Annotated in this window: 11 protein-coding genes, 1 pseudogene and 1 riboswitch; all 12 genes and pseudogenes read right to left on the bottom strand. The window is 35.2% G+C overall.

The genetic code is table 11. The features are described from left to right. Positions 1–216: pseudogene (locus E4T68_RS00445) on the bottom strand (ISNCY family transposase); the annotation flags it as partial. Positions 217–376: 160 nt separating this feature from the next. After that, positions 377–521: riboswitch (adenosylcobalamin (AdoCbl) riboswitch) on the top strand. 727 nt (positions 522–1,248) lie between these two features. Beyond that, the gene (locus E4T68_RS00440; RefSeq protein WP_135123018.1) at positions 1,249–5,571 is read right to left on the bottom strand and encodes a beta-N-acetylglucosaminidase domain-containing protein; all 4,323 of its coding nucleotides are present in this window, start codon (positions 5,569–5,571) and stop codon (positions 1,249–1,251) included. Between the two features lie 38 nt (positions 5,572–5,609). After that, positions 5,610–12,269, bottom strand: coding sequence for a glycoside hydrolase family 2 TIM barrel-domain containing protein (locus tag E4T68_RS00435; protein ID WP_135123016.1), 6,660 nt, complete (start codon positions 12,267–12,269; stop codon positions 5,610–5,612). Between the two features lie 19 nt (positions 12,270–12,288). Beyond that, positions 12,289–16,626 (bottom strand): discoidin domain-containing protein, encoded by a 4,338-nt coding sequence (locus E4T68_RS00430; protein WP_135123014.1) that lies wholly within the window; start codon positions 16,624–16,626, stop codon positions 12,289–12,291. Between the two features lie 717 nt (positions 16,627–17,343). Next, complete coding sequence (locus E4T68_RS00425) at positions 17,344–17,952, bottom strand: cob(I)yrinic acid a,c-diamide adenosyltransferase (RefSeq protein ID WP_135123012.1); 609 nt, start codon at positions 17,950–17,952, stop codon at positions 17,344–17,346. Positions 17,953–17,954: 2 nt separating this feature from the next. Beyond that, a complete protein-coding gene (gene cobT, locus E4T68_RS00420) occupies positions 17,955–19,025 on the bottom strand; it encodes a nicotinate-nucleotide--dimethylbenzimidazole phosphoribosyltransferase (protein WP_135123010.1) in 1,071 nt (356 codons plus the stop codon). Further along, a complete protein-coding gene (locus tag E4T68_RS00415) occupies positions 19,016–19,870 on the bottom strand; it encodes a kinase (RefSeq protein WP_135123008.1) in 855 nt (284 codons plus the stop codon). Before E4T68_RS00415 ends, cobT begins: the two co-directional genes overlap by 10 nt. A 1-nt stretch (position 19,871) precedes the next feature. Beyond that, positions 19,872–20,954: a threonine-phosphate decarboxylase CobD gene (cobD, locus tag E4T68_RS00410; RefSeq protein WP_135123006.1), complete on the bottom strand. Its 1,083-nt coding sequence runs from the start codon at positions 20,952–20,954 to the stop codon at positions 19,872–19,874. Positions 20,955–20,960: 6 nt separating this feature from the next. Next, positions 20,961–21,410, bottom strand: coding sequence for a EutP/PduV family microcompartment system protein (locus E4T68_RS00405; protein WP_135123004.1), 450 nt, complete (start codon positions 21,408–21,410; stop codon positions 20,961–20,963). A 94-nt stretch (positions 21,411–21,504) separates the two neighbouring features. Continuing rightward, entirely contained in the window at positions 21,505–22,191 is a 687-nt protein-coding gene (locus E4T68_RS00400) for an ABC transporter ATP-binding protein (protein WP_135123002.1), read from the bottom strand. A gap of 39 nt (positions 22,192–22,230) precedes the next feature. Further along, positions 22,231–22,977, bottom strand: a complete 747-nt coding sequence (locus E4T68_RS00395) for an ATP-binding cassette domain-containing protein (protein WP_135123000.1) — start codon at positions 22,975–22,977, stop codon at positions 22,231–22,233. Further along, positions 22,978–23,763 (bottom strand): ABC transporter permease, encoded by a 786-nt coding sequence (locus tag E4T68_RS00390; RefSeq protein WP_135123028.1) that lies wholly within the window; start codon positions 23,761–23,763, stop codon positions 22,978–22,980. Positions 23,764–23,771 lie beyond the last annotated feature (8 nt).

Genomic DNA, 23,771 nt, shown 5'->3' with positions numbered 1-23,771 from the left:
TTCTACAATAAAAGTTTTAGTAGATTCAGGTAGACTATGCTTTGGAGAGCGTTTTTTATTTTTATGAGAAAAAGCTGACTTACCCAATTGAACATAATTGTGAAGTAGTCGGTTAATTTGTCTTAATGATAATGTTAATTCAACACAGGCACGTTGTTTTGTTTTTTTGCCATGATGAACGGCTTTGATGACGTTATATTTTTTTATTTCATTCACTGTTAATTCTATCCTTTTCATATCTCTAGTTTATCATTTTGGGACATTTTGTCATTCGATTACTTTAAGACATTATCACATTCGATTGATATTCGCTAATGTTTTTCAAAAAATAGCATTGTTTTTTTGCTAAATGTATTGTATAATGAACGTGCTAGAAAATTTATTCCAGTACTTTTGTGAATATGGAAGTTTGGTGAAATTCCAACACGGTCCCGCCACTGTGAAAAGCATTGCTTTAAGTCAGGTCTTTATTCTCAAATTTAGTAGATTTCATGCCTCGATGTAAGGTTATGACGTCATTTTGGACTACTCTTAATAAGTAGTAGCTACCATTATTGGCTCTACAATTTTTTCGGTATGTGCTGAATTATTTTTTCTAAAGGCAATAGTACATTGTCTTTCTGCAATGACGCGGAGCCAATAAAACGGAAAGCTACTACTAATCGACGATGCTTAGTTCTCTTTGTACAGGTACAAAGGTGTATCTAGCTTTCTTTTAATAATTGACCACCCAAACATTGTTTGGGTGTTTTTTTATTTTTATCAAACTATGTCGGATAAAAAAATTTACTTCTTCCAATTATATACACTCAATCGTATTGATGAACGAGAAAATTTCACTAATCTATTTGTACACTCTTTCTATATCTAGTTGAAATTAAACTTTTCTCTTTACTGCGACGTCAAATTTTTTATGCTTTTTTTTAGAATATTTTAATCTTCAGTTCATACAGATAAAGGTTCACATTGGCACACTTTTCACGCTAAGGGAAAATAGGGAAATCTAGTTAAGCTATTCTCCTGTTCCTACAAGAGATTTATAATAATTTAGAATTGATGTTGATGATCATCAATTTAACGGAAACAACAAAACTATCTTACTTTTTATGTTCTTTTGGTAAAAAATGCAGAGTCATTATCAACTTTTCTATCAAGTTGATAATGACTCTATGTTTAGATTTTTCCCAATTTTTATTTGTTTGAGATATTTAAACAGTGCATTTTTTCTCCAAGTTTGCTAGTTATATCTTAGTAACGGTTAGATTTTTTTTGATTTATTAGTATTATGCCCAAAGAAACGATACATAACCCAATACCTATTATCAATAGATTGCTATTTATTCCCTCATTTGTAAATGGTAACACCGCATTTCCTTTGTTTTTGTTTTGCATGCTACTTTGAGAGTTTTGATGCGAACTATGACTTGACGCTTGAGTAGTTCCTGTCATATTTTCTGATTTTCTTGTCGTTTCTTTCTGCAAGGTGCTAGACGTTTCTGTTGTGTCATGTGAAGTTGTTGATGTGTCATCTTTTTTATCGTCTACATTATTTGTTGTTCCTGAATCTTCATCAGACGGTTTTGATGTTTGTATATCTTCAACACTTTCTTTGTACACAATACTATATTCTCCTAGCTCTCTATCTTCCGTTTTTATCCTTACAGCAACATTATTTTCATCATAAATGATGTCATGTTTGTACTCTATCCATTCTCCATTTATACGTTTCATAAATTGTTTAAACGTTAGTTTTGGATTAAGTGGAAATTCCATTTGCACTACCTGATTTAGTTGTATAGGATGATTTTTGGATACTAGTGTCAATAGATAAGCCTCGTAGCGTGTTTTTAAGTCTGGCAATGTTAACGGATTAACACGTAATGTAGCCTCTGCTAACTCTGGAGTATCTACTGTTTTTACATGAATATGCTGCTCATCAAATCGTTTATACGGTACTAATGCACGGCGTTTTTCAAGGATTTGGTTAATTGCCTTATCTCTATCCTCTACTGTTAATGCATCAGCAGTCAATAGTTCCTCGGCAGTATCTAGGATTTTTTTCAACTCATCAAATCCGTGTGCATAGTCAGTTTCTACTAATGCTTTAGCTTGTTGAATAGCTTCTTGTAGTGGATAGCGATTAATTCCCGCTTGAGCATACATGTCATAAATGACTGGTGCATTGTCTTGCGTCCATTCAACTTTAATACTCACAATATCTCGTAACAATTTTAAATCAAATGTTTTTAGACTTTGATCTAATAAACCAATTTCTTCCCATGTATTGTCTTGATGTTTCACACTAACTTTAGCGTTTGATGTGTTTTCGCTCTGTAAAATCGTAAATGTATTATAATAAGCAGTTTCTGATAGGTTGTAAATGAGTGATCCTCCCTCATTTGCCCCTCTAAATGCTGTGTTTAAATTACCGTCTATAGCAAGTTCTGCACGGTTTGCATTGCTGACACTCGGATTGACAATAAACGTTGGATTATGCTCACTTGGTAGCTCAGACAAATCATTCAACACGATTTCATTAAATCTCACCCATTTATCATCACCACTTTTATTTTTTGTGATTTCCACTTTAATGTAACGTGTTGGAATATGATTAACTTGAGCAGACTTACTAAGTAATTGAACATTACGATCTGGATATACTCCAGAAATTTCCAAATCTTGAGTGTCATCGCCTAAAGTCAGTACATCTATATAGTCACGGTCATTTTCAGATACCGAAATTTTTCCGTGTCTAATGTAATCATGTTCTGAGTCTGCTACAATTTGCGAAATCTTATCAAGTGTTATTGTTTGCCCTAAATCATATACAATATATTTTCCAGCATGTTGGCTATTTTTCAACCATGCTTGAGAAGTCGTATTCCCGTCAAAAGCAGCTAATGGATTTTCTACACTTGAATAATTGGTGTGTGCCACACGTAATGGCAAAATATCGTGCGTTTGAATATCAAATTGAGAAATATCAACTGTCTGTTCTTGATTACTTGTATTTTTTAAAACAATATAGCGTGCTGTAGCTGGGATTGTTCCTGTAACTTCCGTTAAAAAGTCTTGGTTATCTCCTGCAAATAAGGTTAGCTTGTCATTTTGTTGAATGCCAATCTCTTTAATTGAACGAATACGCTGTAAATCTAGCCCAATATATTGTTGAGGTTTTACACTAACTTGATGTAAAGAATTCAAGTGGAATGTATTGTCTTGTCGACTTGTTGGTGTTTCTTTTAATTCTTCTATATTCGTGTATAAATATGGTGTTTTTTCAATAGTTTGCACACTAATTTCACGCATTGCTGCCCATTTATTTGTTGCACGTCCATTTCTTAGACGAATATAACGAGCAGATATATTGTCCTGTGTAGCATTGTATATAACATCTTTTGTATTAAAGACAGATGATGTGACTGGCATATATGTTATGCCATCAAGTGAATACTCCAAAACGGCATCTTCAAAAATGTCTGAAACGCTTGGTGTCCCTTGTAAGAAGGAAATCTCACCAATTTTAAATACATTTCCTAAATCTAGTCCTATATATGCATTTGGCTGCAATGAATTGCCTGCAATATTATACCAAACATAAGTATCCGAATTTCCATCCACTAAACTATCTTCTTGACCTTGATACAAACTGCTAAAATCATTTGATTTAATTAAACGTTTTAATGGAATAGGTTGTTCATTTTCTTTTTGTGGCAATATTAAACGTGTTATTTTTTCAGATATTTTTTCTTTCAGCTGTTCTGTAAATGGAATAATGTGTTTAGCCCCTGCCTCAACAAGTGCTGTATTGTTTAAATTTTGTACACGATGTGTTTTAGAGGATTCATAATAAGCTAGTGCTTTAGAATAATTTACCCAAGCAGCATCTTTATCTTCCAATTCTAAATGACGTGCAGCATGGATAAAGTATTCATTAGCTTTTGACAAGTCAGCTAATTGCTTACGCCAAGGGTTTATTTCTGATTTTAATAATGCATTAGAACCTTTTTCTTCATAATCTTGTGTTGCCTGGTATAATATCTGAAATTCTTTACTCATTTCTTCAGCAACATTCAAAATTGTTTCTTCATTATTCAGTTTTTCTATAAATTGTTGTAGTTTTGGTGCCAATTCCACAGATTCCGGTACATTTAACCCATGCCCATTTGGTGAAGCATCTTGTAAATGTTTTGCCAGTTCTTTTAGACTGCTTGCACCAGTCTCATCAATATAGGAAAATGCTCTTTCCCAATTTTGTTGTGCATTAAAATCTCTTGTGTTCCACGCATAATCTATTGTGGCAAAAATACCTACTTTACTTGCTTGTGCTTGCTGCATAGGATTGGTCACAATTCCGGAAACATGCTCTACTCCAGGTTGTAATAATACTCCAGGTCCCATTAATAAGCGACTTCCTTTATAATCATTAACGGGCCAGTTAAACCAAAAATACGGTTTACGTGTGTTATTTGTTGCAATGGCACTACCTTGTCTGAAACGATCTACTGCACCTTGAGAAATTCCACTCACAACTGTATCTCCTGTCCAGAAGAATTGCACATTGTCAGGTGCTTCATTCAATTTTTTCATTTCAGCATAATTGCCTTGCCAAGCATGATTATATCCTGCTGGACAAAATAGAATATCTTCAACATCACCTTTTTGTTTTGCCCATGCACTAATGTCATTTAATAAACGGAGTAAATGTTCACGATTAATGCTCCCAACATCATCAGCCAAAATACCAAATTGACGCACACCCTCAGCATAAAGTTGTTCAAACTTATTCACTAAAGAGGCATAATTTTCGGCATAATTATTAAAATCAAATCTCGCACTACTCATAAAAGGATGAATAGTCCAAACGAAACGAATTTTATTTTCTTTCCCTTTTGCAATTAATTCTTTAATTTTTGTTAATTCTTCTTGTGGATATAATTCTTTCCAACGGCTGCTATGATAAGGATCGTCTTTTGGTGCAAAAATGTACGTATTTGCCTTAAATTTCCCACCAAAGTCCATTAAAGACATTCTGTTTTCATGCGACCAAGGAATTCCATAATATCCTTCAATAAATCCTCGATATTTTACATCAGCATAATCGGCAATCGTTAATTGATGAATTAATCCTTGGGAAGATTGTTCCATAATCTGTTCTAATGTTGCTAGAGCATAGAACAATGCATCTGTCTGTTTTCCTATCAGCTCAATTTTTTTCTCAGTAACACTTAATGTATATGCATCGTTGTGAGCAAAGTGTTCTTGTTGCGTATCTGTAGGTAAGAGCGTTCTCACAACGATAACTCGCTCTTCAGGTTGATATGCACTTGCTTCATCATAAGCTATGCCATAAGTGTTTAGTAATGCTTTTGCACGGTTTTTAGTAATATCATCAACTTCTCCGTCAAAAATCAGTTTTACTTTTTCATTATTCAGAGCAAACGTACCTGTTTGATAGGTTACCTGATGAATATTTGGACTGAATTGATACTCTGTCTCATTTGCATGTGTACGAGATGACACGCCCAATATACTTACTATCAGTAAAAATACATAAATCATTTTCTTCATTTAATTTTCCTCACTCATCTATTCATTCGTAAGCAATCTTAATTATATTTTCTTCTACTATACCTTACGATGTATCCTGCACAAAGGCATGCTAACAAACCGTATTCAAAATACTGTCTAAAACTTTCGCCCGTATAAGGAAGCGTACGTTTTTTAGTTAAAGAGGACTGTTCTGTTTGTGCATGACGATTTGTTGAAAGCACTGTGTCTGTTGTTTGAACTAGACTGGTTGTTTCATCTGACGTTTCTTCTACAATGTTACTGGTAGATGTATTAGATGATTGTGTTTCCTCTTTTGGTTGGATTGGACGTGACAAAATAAATGCATATTGTCCTAACTGTTCGGCACGCACAACCACTCCTAAATCTTGCTCTTTTTCATGAAGAAAGGCAAATTTAAGCGAGCTCATGCTTTTTTCGTCTTTAATAAATTCAACAGATTTTAATTCCTCTTTCTTAAAGGCATTGAACGGAACGGTAATAATAACCGGTTTATCGTATAATACCGAGTGAGCTTTTTCGTCGACTAAATAGATATGATATGTCACATGCGATTTTTCTTTTAAGGATGGGACATATTTAATCTCATCTACTTTCAAACGTGTACCAATTTGACGTTCTCCTTTTTTCAGCTTAACGGTAATATACGTTTTGGCATCAATCAAGATTTCTGCCTCTTCTAATTCTTTTTCTACCTTGATTAAACGATCCAACTGTTGATTTAATTCATCTTGTGCCACATCAGATTTTTGCAACAACATCTCTGTTTCAATAAGTTGTTCACGTAAAGTCTCAAAACCACTCCAATAATTTTCTGCTTCCAATTTAGATAATGCGTTAAATATATCAAGCAATGGTTTCTTGTCGATGTTTACTGGTCTAGTCACAATAGTAAACTCTTTTTCTACTCTTCCTGTATAATTGCCTTTTCCTTCTACAATTACTTTAGCTTTGCCCACATCTGTATTATGCTCATACGTAATCGTGTAATCCGTATCTTTTGTCAACGTTTTGCCATTTATGGTTACTACTGGCTCATTTTCTATTGCTTGTCCAGTATATTCTTTCAGCATTTCAGATATTTTGACATGCTCTGGGGTTAGTGTTTGAGCAGATATAGTAAACTCTTTTTCTACTCTTCCTGTATAATTGCCTCTTCCTTCTACAATTACTTTAGCTTTGCCCACATCTGTATTATGCTCGTACGTAATCGTGTAATCTGTATCTTTTGTCAACGTTTTGCCGTTTATGGCTACTACTGGCTCATTTTCTATTGCTTGTCCAGTATATTCTTTCAACATTTCAGATATTTTGACATGCTCTGGGGCTAGTGTTTGAGTAGATATAGTAAACTCTTTTTCTACTCTTCCTGTATAATTGCCTTTTCCTTCTACAATTACTTTAGCTTTGCCCACATCTGTATTATGCTCATACGTAATCGTGTAATCTGTATCTTTTATCAACGTCTTGCCATTTATGGTTACTACTGGCTCATTTTCTATTGCTTGTCCAGTATATTCTTTCAGCATTTCAGATATTTTGACATGCTCTGGGGTTAGTGTTTGAGCAGATATAGTAAACTCTTTTTCTACTCTTCCTGTATAATTGCCTTTTCCTTCTACAATTACTTTTGCTTTGCCCACATCTGTATTATGCTCATAAGTAACAGTATAATCTGTATCTTTTATCAACGTTTTGCCGTTTATGGTTACTGTCTGCTCATTTTCTATTGCTTGTCCAGTATATTCTTTCAGCATTTCAGATATTTTGACATGCTCTGGGGCTAGTGTTTGAGTAGATATAGTAAACTCTTTTTCTACTCTTCCTGTATAATTGCCTTTTCCTTCTACAATTACTTTGGCTTTGCCCACATCTGTATTATGCTCATACGTAATCGTGTAATCCGTATCTTTTGTCAACGTTTTGCCGTTTATGGTTACTACTGGCTCATTTTCTATTGCTTGTCCAGTATATTCTTTCAGCATTTCAGATACTTTGACATGCTCTGGAATTAGTGTTTGAGCAGATATAGTAAACTCTTTTTCTACTCTTCCTGTATAATTGCCTTTTCCTTCTACAATTACTTTAGCTTTGCCTACATCTGTATTATGCTCATACGTAACAGTATAATCTGTATCTTTTGTCAACGTTTTGCCATTTATGGTTACTACTGGCTCATTTTCTATTGCTTGTCCAGTATAAATAACCACGTCTTTTTCAAATGTCACATGGGTGTCTACTATTTGCTCAGTTGGTTGTTCTGGCAAAGCTCTTGCACGTCGGACACGAACTTCTGCAGCAGACATGAATGTATTTTCACGCCCACCATCTCCGACTGTTTGAACACCTTGTAAGCGAACATATCTAGCATGTACTGCTTTATCAAATTGTGCAATTTTCCATTCGGCATTATTGTCCCAATTCCCATGGGCTACTTCTTCCCATGTCTGTCCGTCTTGACTAACAACTACCCTATATTCTAATACTTTCCCATTGTCACCACCAGTTTGTCTAGGTAAGTAACGTAAGGCTTCTATAGCTTGAGTAGTTCCTAAATCAAGAGAAAGCCATAAATTTTCAAGTGTATCTCCACTCCATTTTGTATGCCAAATTGTATTAGGATTTTTATCTATTGCATTACCCGCTTTATCTGATTCTCCCGGTTGTACAGAACCTACATTAATGGTTGTCTGTTCTGCTGGAATATCCAATGAGTCATCATCACTTTCTAAAGTATTCAACAATACTTGATACGTTAATGTTTTTGTCTTATCTTCTGATTTCGTGAAAATATTTATAACATTATCTCTTGCTGGCAGCACGGTTACTGCAACATTTTCGGATTCATTATTGGCAACAATATCAGCAACCAAATCGGATATTTTTATTTGTCGATTATTCAATTGATATTGAGTTGCCTCTTTTCCATTAACACTCCAATTTGCTAAAGTGGCACTTGATTTTAGTGGGAATTCTTCCAAGGCAGTATGCAATTCAACTTCCGAAAATACAATACAAGCTTGTCGGTTCCCTAAATCTTCATCAGAATTTTCCACATGAATACTAAATACAACTGCCGGTACGGGTTTAGCTAAGCGATATACGGTTTTTGTAACACTCCCTATTTCTGTTGGGCTACCTACAATTTGAGCAGATATTGATTCTTCTTGACTTGTTGGACTAGCTTTCCATGTAAATTGAACAGATTTTGGTGCTCTAGCTGACCAACTATCTCGATTATGATATAGTGTCACTTGCGTAATGTTTTGTGCTGTATCATATTCAAAGTTTAAAGTTGATGTTTTAATCCCCGCTTGAGCAGCCTTATAATTAGACCATACGCTAGGATTATCTCCACCACCATCATTTGAAGACACCGTAATAGAACGATTGTTTATAGCAAGTAAATTATCTGAACGTAAATGTTCTGGTGTATCTTCTGTTAAACGGACAACAACAGGTGCAACATTTTGTGCTATAGTAATTGTTTTTTCTGCAACTCGTATTGTTGCTTGTATAGGTAATTTTTCTCCTAAAACATCTGCTTGACCTCTAATTATCACTACTCCTGTATCGTTGAACATCTCATTAGGCGTATTTTCCCATGTTACTGGGAATTGTGCATTGATTAATGTACCTTGTGCTGTATATGCTGAAGCAGTTTCTGGTAAAACAGGACGCACACCTCTCTCGGTAGCAGTACTATAATTTTCCATAGCTACAACTTCATCAATAACATTAACATACACACTTACTGGAACACCTGTCCCTTCAATAGTCCCCTCAATCATACTAGATTCTCCGTTAGAGAGCTTTTGTGTGACATCTGAACTCATATTCCAACTTACTGCCTTATCCTCTTCTTGTCCATCAGCATAACGAACACGTATTGTGTGTGGTAACTGCACATCATTTCCACGTTTCAAATAAATGATTTTAGACAACACATAACTTTCTATTGGATTGGACTGTTCACTACTTTCTTTTTCAGTAACTTGAATAGTAGACGTGCTACTTGCTAAGTGACTTGCAGACGCTGTCAAGCTCACTTGTCCACTTTCACCTGTCATTTTCACAATAGCCACAAGTTTTCCATTGAACGCTTTTCGGTTATTTTCTTGATAAGACTGATGATCTACAGCATTTCCATTATCTAGTCCTATCAACTTGGCTGGTCCGGTTACTTGAACAGTAATAGCCGTATCGGCATTTGCCACTAGGTTGCCTTCAGCATCCTGTACATCAATTTCAACATAGGCTAAACTTTGTTCATCTGCTTGAATCACATCTTTATTCACCTTAGTAACTAGCTTACTCGCTTGAGCAAACGTACTCACTTGGTTTGTTCCTTTTGTATCTGTTATTTCTTGATTGTTTTCATCGTATGCAATAGCTTTAATTGTGCCATCACGATAGGGAACTTTCCACGTTAAATATAAATTTTTATGTTCTTCTCTTTGTTTATCTGCACCTTGATATAATTGGTATGCAAATCCAGTTGGTGTAGTGTATTTTGTAAATGTTTTCTCCCCTAAATCACTTTGCGTTCCGTCTGGTGCAATATACACCAATTTCACTTTATGTGCATTAGAATAAACGACTACTTCAACTTGATTGTCATTATCTTTGGCTACGACTTCATGATGCCAAGCTGGTAGAACATGTAAAGTGGTTTGCTTAGTATTCCATTGACTTTGATAAAAATAGTAACTGTCTTTAGGCACACCTGACGTGTCAACAATTCCAAAATACGAACTTTTTGGCGACGGCCAGCTTCCTACAGCACCAGACCCTACACCATTCCAAGGAGTTGGTTCTCCTAAATAATCAAATCCTGTCCACACAAATTCTCCTGCCACAAAATCTCGTGTAACGGTATCATACCATGCTTGACTTGCCACATGTCCCCAACCTACAGTGCTTTGATCGTATGAGGTTAACTGCTTATCTGAACGTTGTGCATTTCCCTTAACATTATATACACCACGGCTATTAATTGCAGAAGCTGTTTCAGATCCGTAAATAATCCAATTTGGGTGTTGTTGATGTGCTGCATCATAGGCTCTTCCCCCGGCATAGTTGTATCCAACAACCCCTTGTAATCCTGATTTATTGGTCAAACTTTCCGCCATGCCGATAGCTTCTGTCCAATTGTCTTTCAATTTATTATCACCTAACGTGACTGGACGAGTTCCATCAAGAGCATCAATCCATGTTCCTATTTGTGCAATCACTTGAGGATAGGCAGACACATTTCCAGAAAAACCCTCCATTACCTCATTTCCAGTTGACCACATAATGATAGACGGATCGTTAATACCGTGTCTTACCATCTGTTTCGTATCATATTCAGCCCACGTTTGCTCACTAAGAGCATGCTCTAACAATTTACCATCTTCACCTAAGCTACGGGTAAACCACTTAGCATAATCATTTGTATTTCCATTTTTTGCATAGTGCCACGTGTCAAATGCTTCTTCAATTAAAAGCATACCTACCCTATTAGCAACATCTTTCATAGCACGTGCTGAAGGATTATGTGTCACACGAACGGCGTTTACTCCCATTTGTTTCAAAATGAGAAACTGGCGTTCAATGGCATCATAGTAAGCTGCTGATCCTAAAGCTCCTTGATCATGGTGCATACTCACACCTTTCAATTTAACTGGCGAACCATTTAATGAGAAACCTGTATTGGCATCAAATTGAATGTATCTAAATCCCATTTCTTGATTAACTTCTTGAATTTTTTCGCCCTGTTTAAATAATTCCGTGCGTAAAACATATAAATTGGGATGCTCTGGACTCCACAATTTAGGTTGTGTCACCACAAAATTAGAATTGACTGTTATATCTTGTTTGGCAGAAACCTCTTGTAACACATCTTGAGCACTAGCAACTTGCGCCCCTAGCATTCCATTGCTATCCCGTTCAAAAAGTGTCTGTTTCACAACGATTTGAGCGTCTGTTTCAGTTGTATTGACAACAGTTGTACTTACCTCAACCTTACTGTTGCCTTCTTGTCCGAATGTACGATTCAAATCCGGTGTTCTTATGACAATTCCATGTGTTTTTACATGAACATTTGGTTTCACAATTAAATTTACACTGCGATATAACCCACTCCCAGAATACCAACGTGAACTAGGAATTGGATTATCTGTTTTTATTGCCAATACATTCTGTTTTCCAAATCGAACGTAAGGGGTTATATCAAATGAAAAGCCTGTATACCCATAAGGATGCATGCCAAGTTTCTGTCCATTCACATACACTTCAGCATTCATGTAAGCTCCGTCAATATTTAAAATAAGTCGTTCCTGATCTAAATTCTCGCCAAGAGTAAATGTTTTACGATACCAGCCAATCCCTCCGGGTTTGTATCCACTTTCTGCTTCTCCACGAGATGTATAGTCTTGCGTTATACTATAATCATGTGGGATTTGAATAGTTTCCCACGATGAATCATCAAAATTAGCTTGTTCAGCATAACTTACTTGTCCCAACTTGAATTTCCAATCTGTATGTAGAGGAATAGTCACATTTTTTTGAGTATATTGACTGACTTTAATACGTGTCGGTTCAGATGATGATTGACTAACTTTTTGATTCGCCAATACGCTACTCTCCTTTCCTATTCCTAATCCTAAACATAAACCAACAATTGCTATATGGTATGTCCATTTTCTTATTTTCATAATACACCTCTTATTACTCCTATTTACGAGTTACTCTTTTCTTTTGTAGTATAGCTACCCCTATTCCAATACTGACTCCCCCTATTATAATCATTGGCATACTACTTCCAGTGAATGGTAAAAATTTATTTTTATGGCTTTGTGCAGAACTACTTTCTTGAGAACTGCCACTCACTTGTGATGAGTCTGAAACAGTCCTTTGTGTTATGCTACTATCTTGTGACGTGGATTTTTGTGTTGTGCTACTTTCATACAATGTGGACTTTTGCGTTATGCCACTTTCATGCAATGTGACTTTTTGCATTGTACTATTTTCATACGGCACATCTTGCTCCACACTACTTTCATGGGGTGCCTCTTCTTGTTTTGCACTAGTTTCTTTTGATGTTTCTTCTTGTGGTACAACATCTTCTTTCACAACTAATTGACGTAATGCTTGTTTTAATTGCGCAATCTTCTCAATAAATGGTTGTAGAGAATCGGACGGACTGTTCAATAACTCTTCTGCTTGAGAAACACTCTGTTTTAATTGTTCAACAGATTGTTCTGTGTAGGAAGATAATATATCTCTGTATCCTTTTGCTTCCACGACTAAATCTTTTAGTTGTTGTGTTAAATCCACTTCATAAATATCAAACTCAGCTGCTGAACCAAAACCATGTTTGCCTGAAACAACCACTAATTTCAAGTATTGTAGCAATTTTGGCTCGTCGAATGTTATATATTTTCTCTGTTTTCCTTCTGTAAATGTACCCTCTTTCAATAGAGTATACGAATCTTGTTCAGATAATTTCCCATATAGTTGGTACTCTAAAATATCTCCATTTTCATAATCGCCCCTTGGCAAATATGCCATTCCACTTATAAGGCGTGGATTTTGCATATCAATCAAAATGTTAGCAGGCAATTCTTGTTTATTTGGGAACCATTTTGTATGCCAAATAGTCGCAGGATTTTTATCAAATGCATTCGCTATACTTCCATTTTCTCCGTCTAGTTCCTCATTATCACTACTGACGACTAATTCATTTGATGGCACACTACCCAGTTGACTATTTTGATGGGAGGTAACTACTAAATCATCTAATAATCCTTTCATTGCTTTAGTCTGACTACCAATTCGTTCTGTTGGTAAAACAAATGTTGAAAGTTTATTTCCCGTTCTTCCCAAACCTAGAGTATCTACTAACTGATTATTCACATACAGCTCACTGTAATTCTGATGCCCTTTAATACTTAAATGCACCCATTCATTTTTAGGTAACGTATAGTTGAATGAATAATCATATCCCTCACGTGAAAATCCTACTTGCCCTGTTTCTTTTTGAACAGCTTTCAAACTTCCTTTTTGAGATTCCAAAATAATTTGCTCTCCAGTAGCATCATCATCTAGTTTAATCCAAAATGATACAGTATACTCTGGACCTATATTTTGAATAGGTAACTGAACAAAACTTTTCTCTCCTGCTAAATGTAATGCTTTCCCATTTTTTCCTTGAGAATAAATTACATTCTCCGCATGTATGCCATGATAATGATTACCAGATACATCACTAGGTGTACTTGTATCAAAATGATACTTCAAGACTGTGTCAGTAAGCGTTTTAGCTCTATCATACGGATTAATTATTGGAGGTAAATTGATTGTTGCAGAACGACTTATCAGATCATTGTAATGCTCAATATCAGAATTTCCCCACATTTTAGTAGATAGAGTAGGTAAAGCACGTTCAAATCGTTTATAAATATCATATTCTGAAATGCCATTGCCTTTTTTATCAATCATATCATTCCAAATGGCAAATGCTGAACCTAACATTTGTGTAGAGCCTGCTGGAATAGTCACATGATCGAATTTATTTGGTTCCCAAGATTGATATAAATAGGCATTATTCAAATAATCATTGTAATAATTTGCTCCTGGCACGATATATAAAGGTCCATCTACCGTGTTAATTAATTGGTATCCTTGTTTGTACATGTCACTCGGATTAGCCCAAGCTGTATTCCAAATATTCATTTGAACACCTTCGGACTGAACAGGCGTACTTCCCGGTTTCATAGATAAACTTCCCCATACACGTGGTGTTTTGTGATTTTCTTTAGCAAATGTCAACAGTTCATCTGTGAAACGTCTAAAGCCTTCATTATTTCCCTCAAATTCATCTGCTCCAATATGCATAACTGATGTATTAGCAAAAGGTGCACTTTCTCCGTTCAACTGTTCACTCCACACATCTTTAATAAATTGGATTGCTTGAGGATTGCCAACTTCTAGATGATCTACCCATCTTCTAACTTGTCTATTTGTCATTGTTAAATCTGGTCGTACTTTTGTAAAAGCAAGAGCATGCGCTGGAGCATCAATTTCAGGAACGACTTGAATTCCCATTTCCTTAGCCTCATCAATCAAGTCTTTAAATTCTTGTTTCGTATAATACAAATCTTTACTCGTCAGATCTGCTTTATTTAATCCGCCATTGCCCCCCTCTTTTATCTCCGATTCCAAACGAAAAGCGGAGTAAGCACCATAAGGGTTCTCACTTGTTTGGTATTCTTCTACCCAAATGTAATTATCATTTAAATGCAATTGAATATCATTATACTTATACCACGCTAATGTTCTAATCATTTCACGTAAAGTGCTTAATTTTACAGGTTTTCTGCCCACATCTAATACAAAGCCTCTAAGTGCATATTTAGGATAATCACGAGCTAAACCTTTTGGAAAGTGGTCTTTTTGTGCCACTAACATTTGTAACAATGTCTGTGTTGCCCAATAAGCACCTTTTTTGTGAGTTGCCTCTACTGCCACATGGTTATCTATTGCAATACGATACCCTTCATCTTTTAATCCTTTATCTGATGAATCTAAAGTGAAATAAATATCTGTATCCGTTGGTACGGTACCCTCAACAATATCAAGTGCCACTCCTGTTATTGCTTGATAATCTTTTCTAAAGGATGTCAACACATGCATTAACTCCTGCATGCTAGAAGGATTGACAACTATTCGTGTTAATTGACGGATTGGTAACTGCCCAGTATGTCCTTTCCACTCTGCAATAGATGGCAAAATAGCTGGCTTAACATTATCACTTGCTTCTATCGTATATTGACCTGGAACAATAATATCAAAAGCAGGAGTTTCAAATACTTCCTCTCCCCGTCTTAAACGATAATTCACAGAAACTTTAGTGTCTACTAAAGGACGATATATCGTTAAATCTCTATCAATAATTTGCTCAAAATCCGCTCCAATAAATTCTATCTCAACATCTTTTGGAACATCAGGTAATTGCCATTTTTGCATATCAGCTGAAATAGCTGGAATAGTTAATCCTTGAGCAATCTCTTGTAATGTTTGCGTGTTTGTATCTTCTTGATAATCCTTAGCATAAGCAGCAAGTTCATACAAAGATACAGTTTCCCACGTCACAGATTTTCCTTCTTTTGTTTCCCCAGAAGCATCAAAATGATTGATTTCTACTTTAATATAACGTGTTTGATAAGGTCTATCCAAAAGAATAATGTCTTTAAATTGAGCTGGTTTTTGAGTAAGATGCTTCATTTCAGTCCAATCTGTTCCGTTTTCAGAGATTAATATCCGATAATCTGTTACATTTTTTCTCTCCCAATCTAATACAACAGATTTTACAGTTTGTAAGGATCCTAAATCTACGCTTATCCATTTTTGATTAATTCCCACATCACTAGCCCATCTCGTGTTTTCATTTCCATCAGTAGCTAAACTAGCATTTAAAAATGATGCCTCATTTGCACTACTTCTTGCTGGCTTACGAAACGCTAAATTAATTGGTGCATCAATCGTTTCAGTATAAACACCAAATTCATATAGCGATACTGTCGCCCACGTTACAGAACGTCCGTCTTCTTTTTCTCCTGTTGGATTAAAATTATTCACTTCTAGTTTCACATAGCGAGCTTGATATGCAGTATCAAAATTAATAATGTCACGAAATGCATTCGGTTGTGTCGTTAAAACTTTTGCTTCAGTCCAATCTGTTCCATTTTCAGATACTAAAATTCGGTAATCCGTTACATTTTTTCTCTCCCAATCTAATACCACAGATCTTACACTTTGTATTGACCCTAAGTCTACACTTATCCATTTTTGATTAACCCCAACATCACTAGCCCACCTTGTATCTAAGCGTCCATCTGTGACTTGGCTAGCATTGAATACGTCTGCTTCATCTGCACTTGAACTAGCCTGTTTATGTAAGGCTAAATTAACATGATTTGTCTGTGCAAACACATTTGTAAACGTTGTCATTTTTGTTATACTTATTCCTGCTAAACACACTAGTACAGTTTTTACCCATTTTTTATTCATATTTTCCTCCTAAGTACATGTTTTACTCTATATATCATTTATATACCTATACAAATACGCCTCCTCACCCATGATAATCAAACAGAGATTATCTTTTCCTAACCCATATTGACACACTTTTTGTCAGCTCTATATACCTCCCTACTAGATTAAACACTCTCTAATAATCTTTTAATATATAAATTGTATAGGCTTACAAGTGTTTTGTCAAACGTTTTCTATTTGAAAAATAAATTTCATTATATAACACAGTATATGTATTTTTTTCACTCATCACATCAATTGAAAACAGATAAATATCTGCTACATGGGACAGTATTTCTCCTACGTATATTCCACCTTATCTCATGTGAACTAACAATTGATAAGCAGAATTAAATACAACTTTTACCCTTCCTAATCAAATTTTTTGTGACTATCCACAATTTAACCCCTACTTAGAAATATCTCACCTCCTATTATATACTCTTTTCAGAATCCGTATCGTTTGGATGTGCAATAAATCACATAAGTAAGCGTTTTTATTGTATGACACGATTGTTTTTATACCACTAAGAAAAGAGCATTCATCAACACCCTTTAATAAACACTTAAAAAAATTTTAGTAATATGTACTATATGCCCGATAGTTCATAATAAACTATTATAAATAAAAGGACTACCTAGACAATATGTCTAGGTAGTCCCTATTCTGTAAAATCTATTATTATTTATGTATTAACGAGCATCTCTTTCTTTTGCCCAACGTTCTACATCTGTTTTTGTAATATTGTTATGGAATACTTTTCCACTACGTTCATAGGGAATATCTTTAACCCCGTGTTGATAGTTTAAAACACGTGCTAAAGCAAAAAAGTAGTCTGATAAACGATTGACAAAAACAAGCACTTGATTATTAATTTCTGTTGTCCACATTGTGCCTACGATATGACGTTCTGCACGACGTGCAATCGTACGTGCCACATGAATCATACTTGCAATAGGATGACCACCTTGTAAAATAAATGATTCTAACGCTGGTGGAATTTCTGCGTACACATCAATCCGTTTCTCAATCCAATCTACTAAAGATTGATCTACTTTATATGGGTATACACCATGTGGTGTGGATAAATCCGAACCACAGTCAAATAAATAATGTTGTAATTGCAATAATTCATCAGCAATAGGATCTTGTTTGTCCATTTGACTAATTGTATACCCTACCCATGAATTTAATTCATCTAAAGTACCATAGGCACATACACGTTCAGAATCTTTAGCAACGCTTTGTCCACCTACTAATTTCGTTAACCCTTTATCCCCTGTCTTTGTGTATAATTGCATGTTTATTCCTCCAGTTTTTTGTTTCTTATGTCTACATAATCATCTTTATTTAAATGTGCCGTTTTAAAACTTGGCATAGTTTCCATAGTTTGCTTTGCCATATCCATTAAAAAGAACAATAATGGACACCCCGTTCCCTCACCTAGACGCATATCTAATTGCAACATTGGCGAAAGGTTCAAAAACTCACTAACCACTTGATACCCCGGTTCTGTTGAACAATGCGAAGCAAAGGCATAATCTAAAACACTCTCGTTTAAGGCGTGTGCAACCAACAAAGCAGCTATAGAGATGACTCCGTCAATAACAAAAGGCAATTGGTGTTTTGCACATGCTAGATAGGTACCAACCATTCCCAAAATATCAAGTCCACCTACTTTTCGTGCGACATCTAAAGCATCTTCGTATGGTGCATTATGCTCAATCATTCGTTTAATAATTTGCGCTTTGTGTGCTAACGTTTCTTGATTAATTCCTGCACCAAATCCTACAATTTCTTGAGCATCTTTACTTAGTAACTGACTAATCACAGCCACAGACGTTGTTGTGTTCCCTACACCCATTTCTCCTGTACCAAAAACGGTATAGCCTTGCTCAATCAATTGAAGCGTATGCTCATATCCAACTTGAATAGCTCGTAAGGCTTCTTTTTTAGTCAAGGCAGGTCTTTTTAAAGCATTTTCCGTTCCATAGCGTACTTTCTGATTTGAAAACGAGCTTAAATCTTGTAAACATCCAATATCTACTATTGAAACATCTGCACCAACTTGTTTAGTCATAATATTGATACCAGCATTTCCTTCCAGCATATTTTTGCCGACTTGGTATGTGGTCACTTGCGGATTCGCCGATATGCCCTCTTGACAAATGCCATTATCTGCAACATAGACAATAACAATTTTTTTGTCTATAATGATTTTACCACAAAACATGGCATACAATCTACAATAAATGTCTTCTAATTTCCCAAGAGCTCCCAACGGTTTAGCAAGATTATCACAATATTTTCTCGCTTGTTGTATATATACGTGATCAATTTTCTGTATATTCTCTAGCACATGATTTATTTCCATACATTTACTTCCATTCCTCGATATACAATTTGATATAATGCTCTTTTTTGATAATATTTTGCAAAAGATTGCCGTGCTATCTTGGCTTCCAATTCATCTACTCTACTGACATCTTTTTCTCTCAATAATAATCCTACTACCGTTCCACTATGTGCAATATTTAGCCCTAATAATTTCTCCAGATGTACAAAACGAATTAATTCAAACAAATATGCTTTAGGTAGTCGTACTTGGTTCAATAATGCACATTGTGTGCTTACATCACCTAAATAAGCTAAATCTTTTGTTTTTATTGCCTGTTGCAAATGCTGATACAATTGCTGGGAAGCGACTTTATCATAATAGGCACTTTCACTCATTCTTGGTAAAGTCAGCGTATCTATCGTATCAAGTGGCTCAAGCATGTATACATACAATCTCGGTTCCCAATCAAAATGTTCCTTTACTTCTCCATTTAGCGGATTAATAGCTGTCCATTGTGAAAAAGCAATAGAATCTGTTGGTTCAATTTTAGCACATAATCGTGTAGTATCTTCTGCTGAAAGGTGTGCTTGTTTTAACTGTGCCATAATTTGCAATGTTGAAATAATATCTGCTGTACTACTAGCACATCCTTTTCCAACTGGAAGGTTGCAAAAACGTTTTAAATTCAAAGGTTCATGGTTAGAAAAAAATTGCTTTGCCTCTATCATTTTGCTTAATGATTGATCAGTTGAGTTGTCAACTTGCCATATCACACTATTTTTTTGATTAATATGATAAGAAATGAGTAGTTCTTGACCGTCTACAATTCCTTGAAATAACTCTCCACAAGAGCCATAACAACTGCTAATAATTTTTTGCATATTAATCTCCTAGAAAAATACTTTTTAAGGCGTTAATGAGTAGTTCGTTATGCTCTCTTGACTTAACTGCTACTCGATAATGGTGTGCTGTTAAACTGGTATAATTTTGACACGAGCGAATGAGAATACCTTTTTGCAATAATGCCTGCACCAAATTAAGCGACGCTGCACATTCGAAAAATATATAATTCACACGAGGATAAAACACCCGACACTGCTTAAACTGACTTAATTGCTCATATAACCACTCTTTTTCTTGTGCTAACCATTGATGTGTTTGATGATGATAATGTGTATCTTCTAATAAAATAGGAATGGCTGCTGATGCCAATCCATTCACACTCCAAGGCACTCGTGTATTCATAATCGTTTGTAACAAGTGCGTATCTCCACTAAGTGCATATCCTAGACGTAAACCTGGAATAGCAAAAAATTTTGTCAACGATTTAAAAAGAATAACACGAGGATACTTATGTAAATACCCTACAAAAGAATGTGCTTGTCTTGGATAAACAAAATCAATAAATGCTTCATCAATTAAAAGACGAAAATGTTTTTGACTTGCATACTGTGCCAATTTTTCTAATTCGATTATGTCTACCAATTGTCCAGTTGGATTATTCGGATTACAAATTAAGACAACATCATCTTTTTCAAGAATATCCACACTTGGACAAATCTCCTCAAAAGTCCACATGTACTCATTATCTGCATGTAACACATACTCTATAATTTCCGTTCCCACTTGAGAAAATGCTTGTCTATATTCTGAAAATGTAGGAGCTAAAATCAGTAAACGTTTAGGGTTTAACGCTTGTGCTACTTCAAAAAAGGCTTGTGCCGCTCCATTTGATAATAATACATGCTCTAAAGATACCTGTTCATATCGTGCAATATATTCTCTAGGTACTGTATACTCAATATCTGGATAATGTTGAGTCAATGCCAATAATTCTCCAAATTTTTGTTTCAATGATTTAGGCATTCCTAAAGGATTAATATTGGCACTAAAATCTACTAATTGCGTTGCATCTATCCCTAATTGTCTAGCGATTTTGTCAACATTGCCACCATGCTCAATCATATCCACTTACTCCACGTCATCTGCACCCAAGTATTGACGTAATGCTTGAATACCTTGGTTTTCAACAGATGAAATTTTAAAAATTTCTTTTGCACCTGCGCTTCTTAACTGATTTTCTAACATGGCTAAACGTCTTTCGCCACCCTCTTCTAATAAATCCATTTTCGTAATAACACCAATAACTGGTTTATTGAATAGTGACACAAATCCAGCCGGAAAAATTTGTTGTTTTTCAGTTGCTGCTAACAATAGCCCCACTACATCTGCTTCTGCACTCGTAACCATTAAGGCTTGATAAAACTCTCGATGTTGTAAAAATTCTCCAGGGGTATCTATAATTTCTTGATGAAACTGAATGGCTTGAGTCTTATGGTAGCTAATATCTACACCTTTCAATCGTTGTGTCAAAGTGGTTTTTCCAACTCCAACAGCTCCAACAAACATCACTTTTTTCATATCATTCTCCTATTTCTAAACTACTGTTCTTCTCATTATAAGGAACGTTTTTTTTTATGTCAATGTTTAGTGTTTTAGCACATCTTTGTTTCTCTTATGGAATGTACGTATTAATATACTGTGAGTGAATAGGTAAAGTAAAATCTGTTATTTCTTCAACTATTTTCCCTTTATCCATAACTAACACACGGTGACACAAGGCATAACATAATGTAAAATCATGTGCAATAAATATATACGTTTGTTGATACTTTTGTTTCAAGCCATGCAATAAACGAATAATTTTTCCTTGAATGAGTGGATCTAACCCGCTCAATGCTTCATCAAATATAATAACTTTCGCCTTAGCTAATAATGCTCGTGCAATACATACACGTTGTAGTTGCCCTCCACTTAATTGATATGGATATTTTTTTAAGCATGTTTTATCCAACTCAACATCTTCTAATACACGTTGAATCACATCTTTGTTTTTTTCTTTACGCTGTGCTTCTTGTAAAATCTTCTCAATCGTCCACTTTGAATGCACCGCTTGATAGGCATCTTGGAATACTAATTGAATAGACGGGAGATTTTGATGAATGGAATAAGCTCTTCCATCATAAAACACTTGTCCACTTGTTGCCTGCTCTACGCCAGCAATAATTTTTGCCAACGTACTTTTTCCAGAACCACTTTTGCCCATAATGCCAATAATTTCACCAGATTGAATGGTGAGATGACAATCTTCTAAAACGCTTTGTTTTCCATAACGTTTGTAGATATGTTCTACTTGTAGCATAATTTTCTCCTTTTGTTTCTATTTACACAACCCTTTATACTATACCAATCTTTGATATGGATTTTGCGTTAATGACTGGATATAAGTGTCCTTAGAAGATAAAATGTTATCCACTGTATCGTGTGCAATATGTTTCCCTTTTTTCATCACAAGCATTGTATTGCCTACTTGTTTTGCAAATGTGTAATCATGCGTTGTTAAAATGACCGTTTTGCCTTCTGATTTTAATGTCTGTATCATGTGAACAATAAACTGACTAGTATAATAATCTAATGCACTAGTTGGCTCGTCTAAAATATACACTTGAGCATTTAAACTTAACGACATGGCAAACATAATTCTTTGGAGCATACCTCCACTTAATTCAAACGGATAATATTGGAGTACCTGCTCTTCCAAACTCACTTGAGCTAGGTTTTCTTTTGCCAATTGAAGTACTTCTTTTTTTGAGAGATGTTCATGGGATTGCACCATTTCAATAAAATGGCTCTCTATTTTTTGAAATGGATTAAACATACTCATTGGATTTTGAACCATATACGTGATTTTGCTTTTTGCAAGAGTATTGCCTGATAAGCTTTGCTCTTTATTATCATACAAAAGTTGCCCTGAAAATGATGTACTAGCAGGCAAATTTCCCATTAGAGCCCGTAACAACATGGTTTTACCTGCACCACTTTCTCCAATAATAACGACACATTGTGCCTTAGGAATAGTCAAATTGATATGATGTAATAATACTTTTTTCCCGTGTAGAACGTCTAATTGTTTTAGTTGTATACTCATCTACTCTCTCCCTTGCAATTCTTCGCCTAATACATTGAATGACACGACTGTACACAAAATCGCTAAACTTGGGTATGCCATAAGGAGCATATGTGTTCTAAAGAAATTCTTAGCATCGTGTAACATCATTCCCCATTCAGCTAGACTAGGCTGCACACCAATACCTAAAAACGAGAATCCTGAAATCATCAGTACAATACTTCCTACATTCATTAACACTAAGGTTAAAATTGGCTTATAAATAAATGGTAAAATATGATGCACCATAATATACGTTCTTGAATATCCAAGAGTTTTAGCAACAATAGCATGTGGAGCATGTTTATGTGTTTTCACTAAACTGACAACAATTTTAGCATAGTATATCCATTCAATAACCACAATAGATACAATCAAATTATTTGTTCCTTGTCCTAAAACACCGGCTATTGCAATGGCTAAAAGAAAACTAGGAAAAGCAGAAATAATATTTGTTATCCACAAAAATGAACGTTCTACTTTTTTCCCATACCAGCCCACAACAATACCAATGACACTACCAATAATAATTTCTAGTACACTAATAATAACCGCTAGTAAAATGGAAAATTGTGCACCATATATTAAACGTGAAAACACATCTCGTCCTAAATTATCTGTTCCTAACCAATGCGTTGCACTAGGTGGCATCATTTTTCGTGATACATCTACATAATAAGGATCATGTGGTGCTATTAGTGGAGCAAAGCAGACGCATAATAATAGCAATGCAATAAAACTAAGTGCTAAAATCACTCTGAATGGGATTTTTCTCT

The organism is Granulicatella sp. WM01, assembly GCF_004570605.1.
In the GTDB taxonomy this organism is placed as follows: Bacteria; Bacillota; Bacilli; order Lactobacillales; family Aerococcaceae; genus WM01.
The sequence above is the reverse complement of the archived record's forward strand: the minus strand, read 5'-3'. Positions and strand labels throughout refer to the sequence as shown.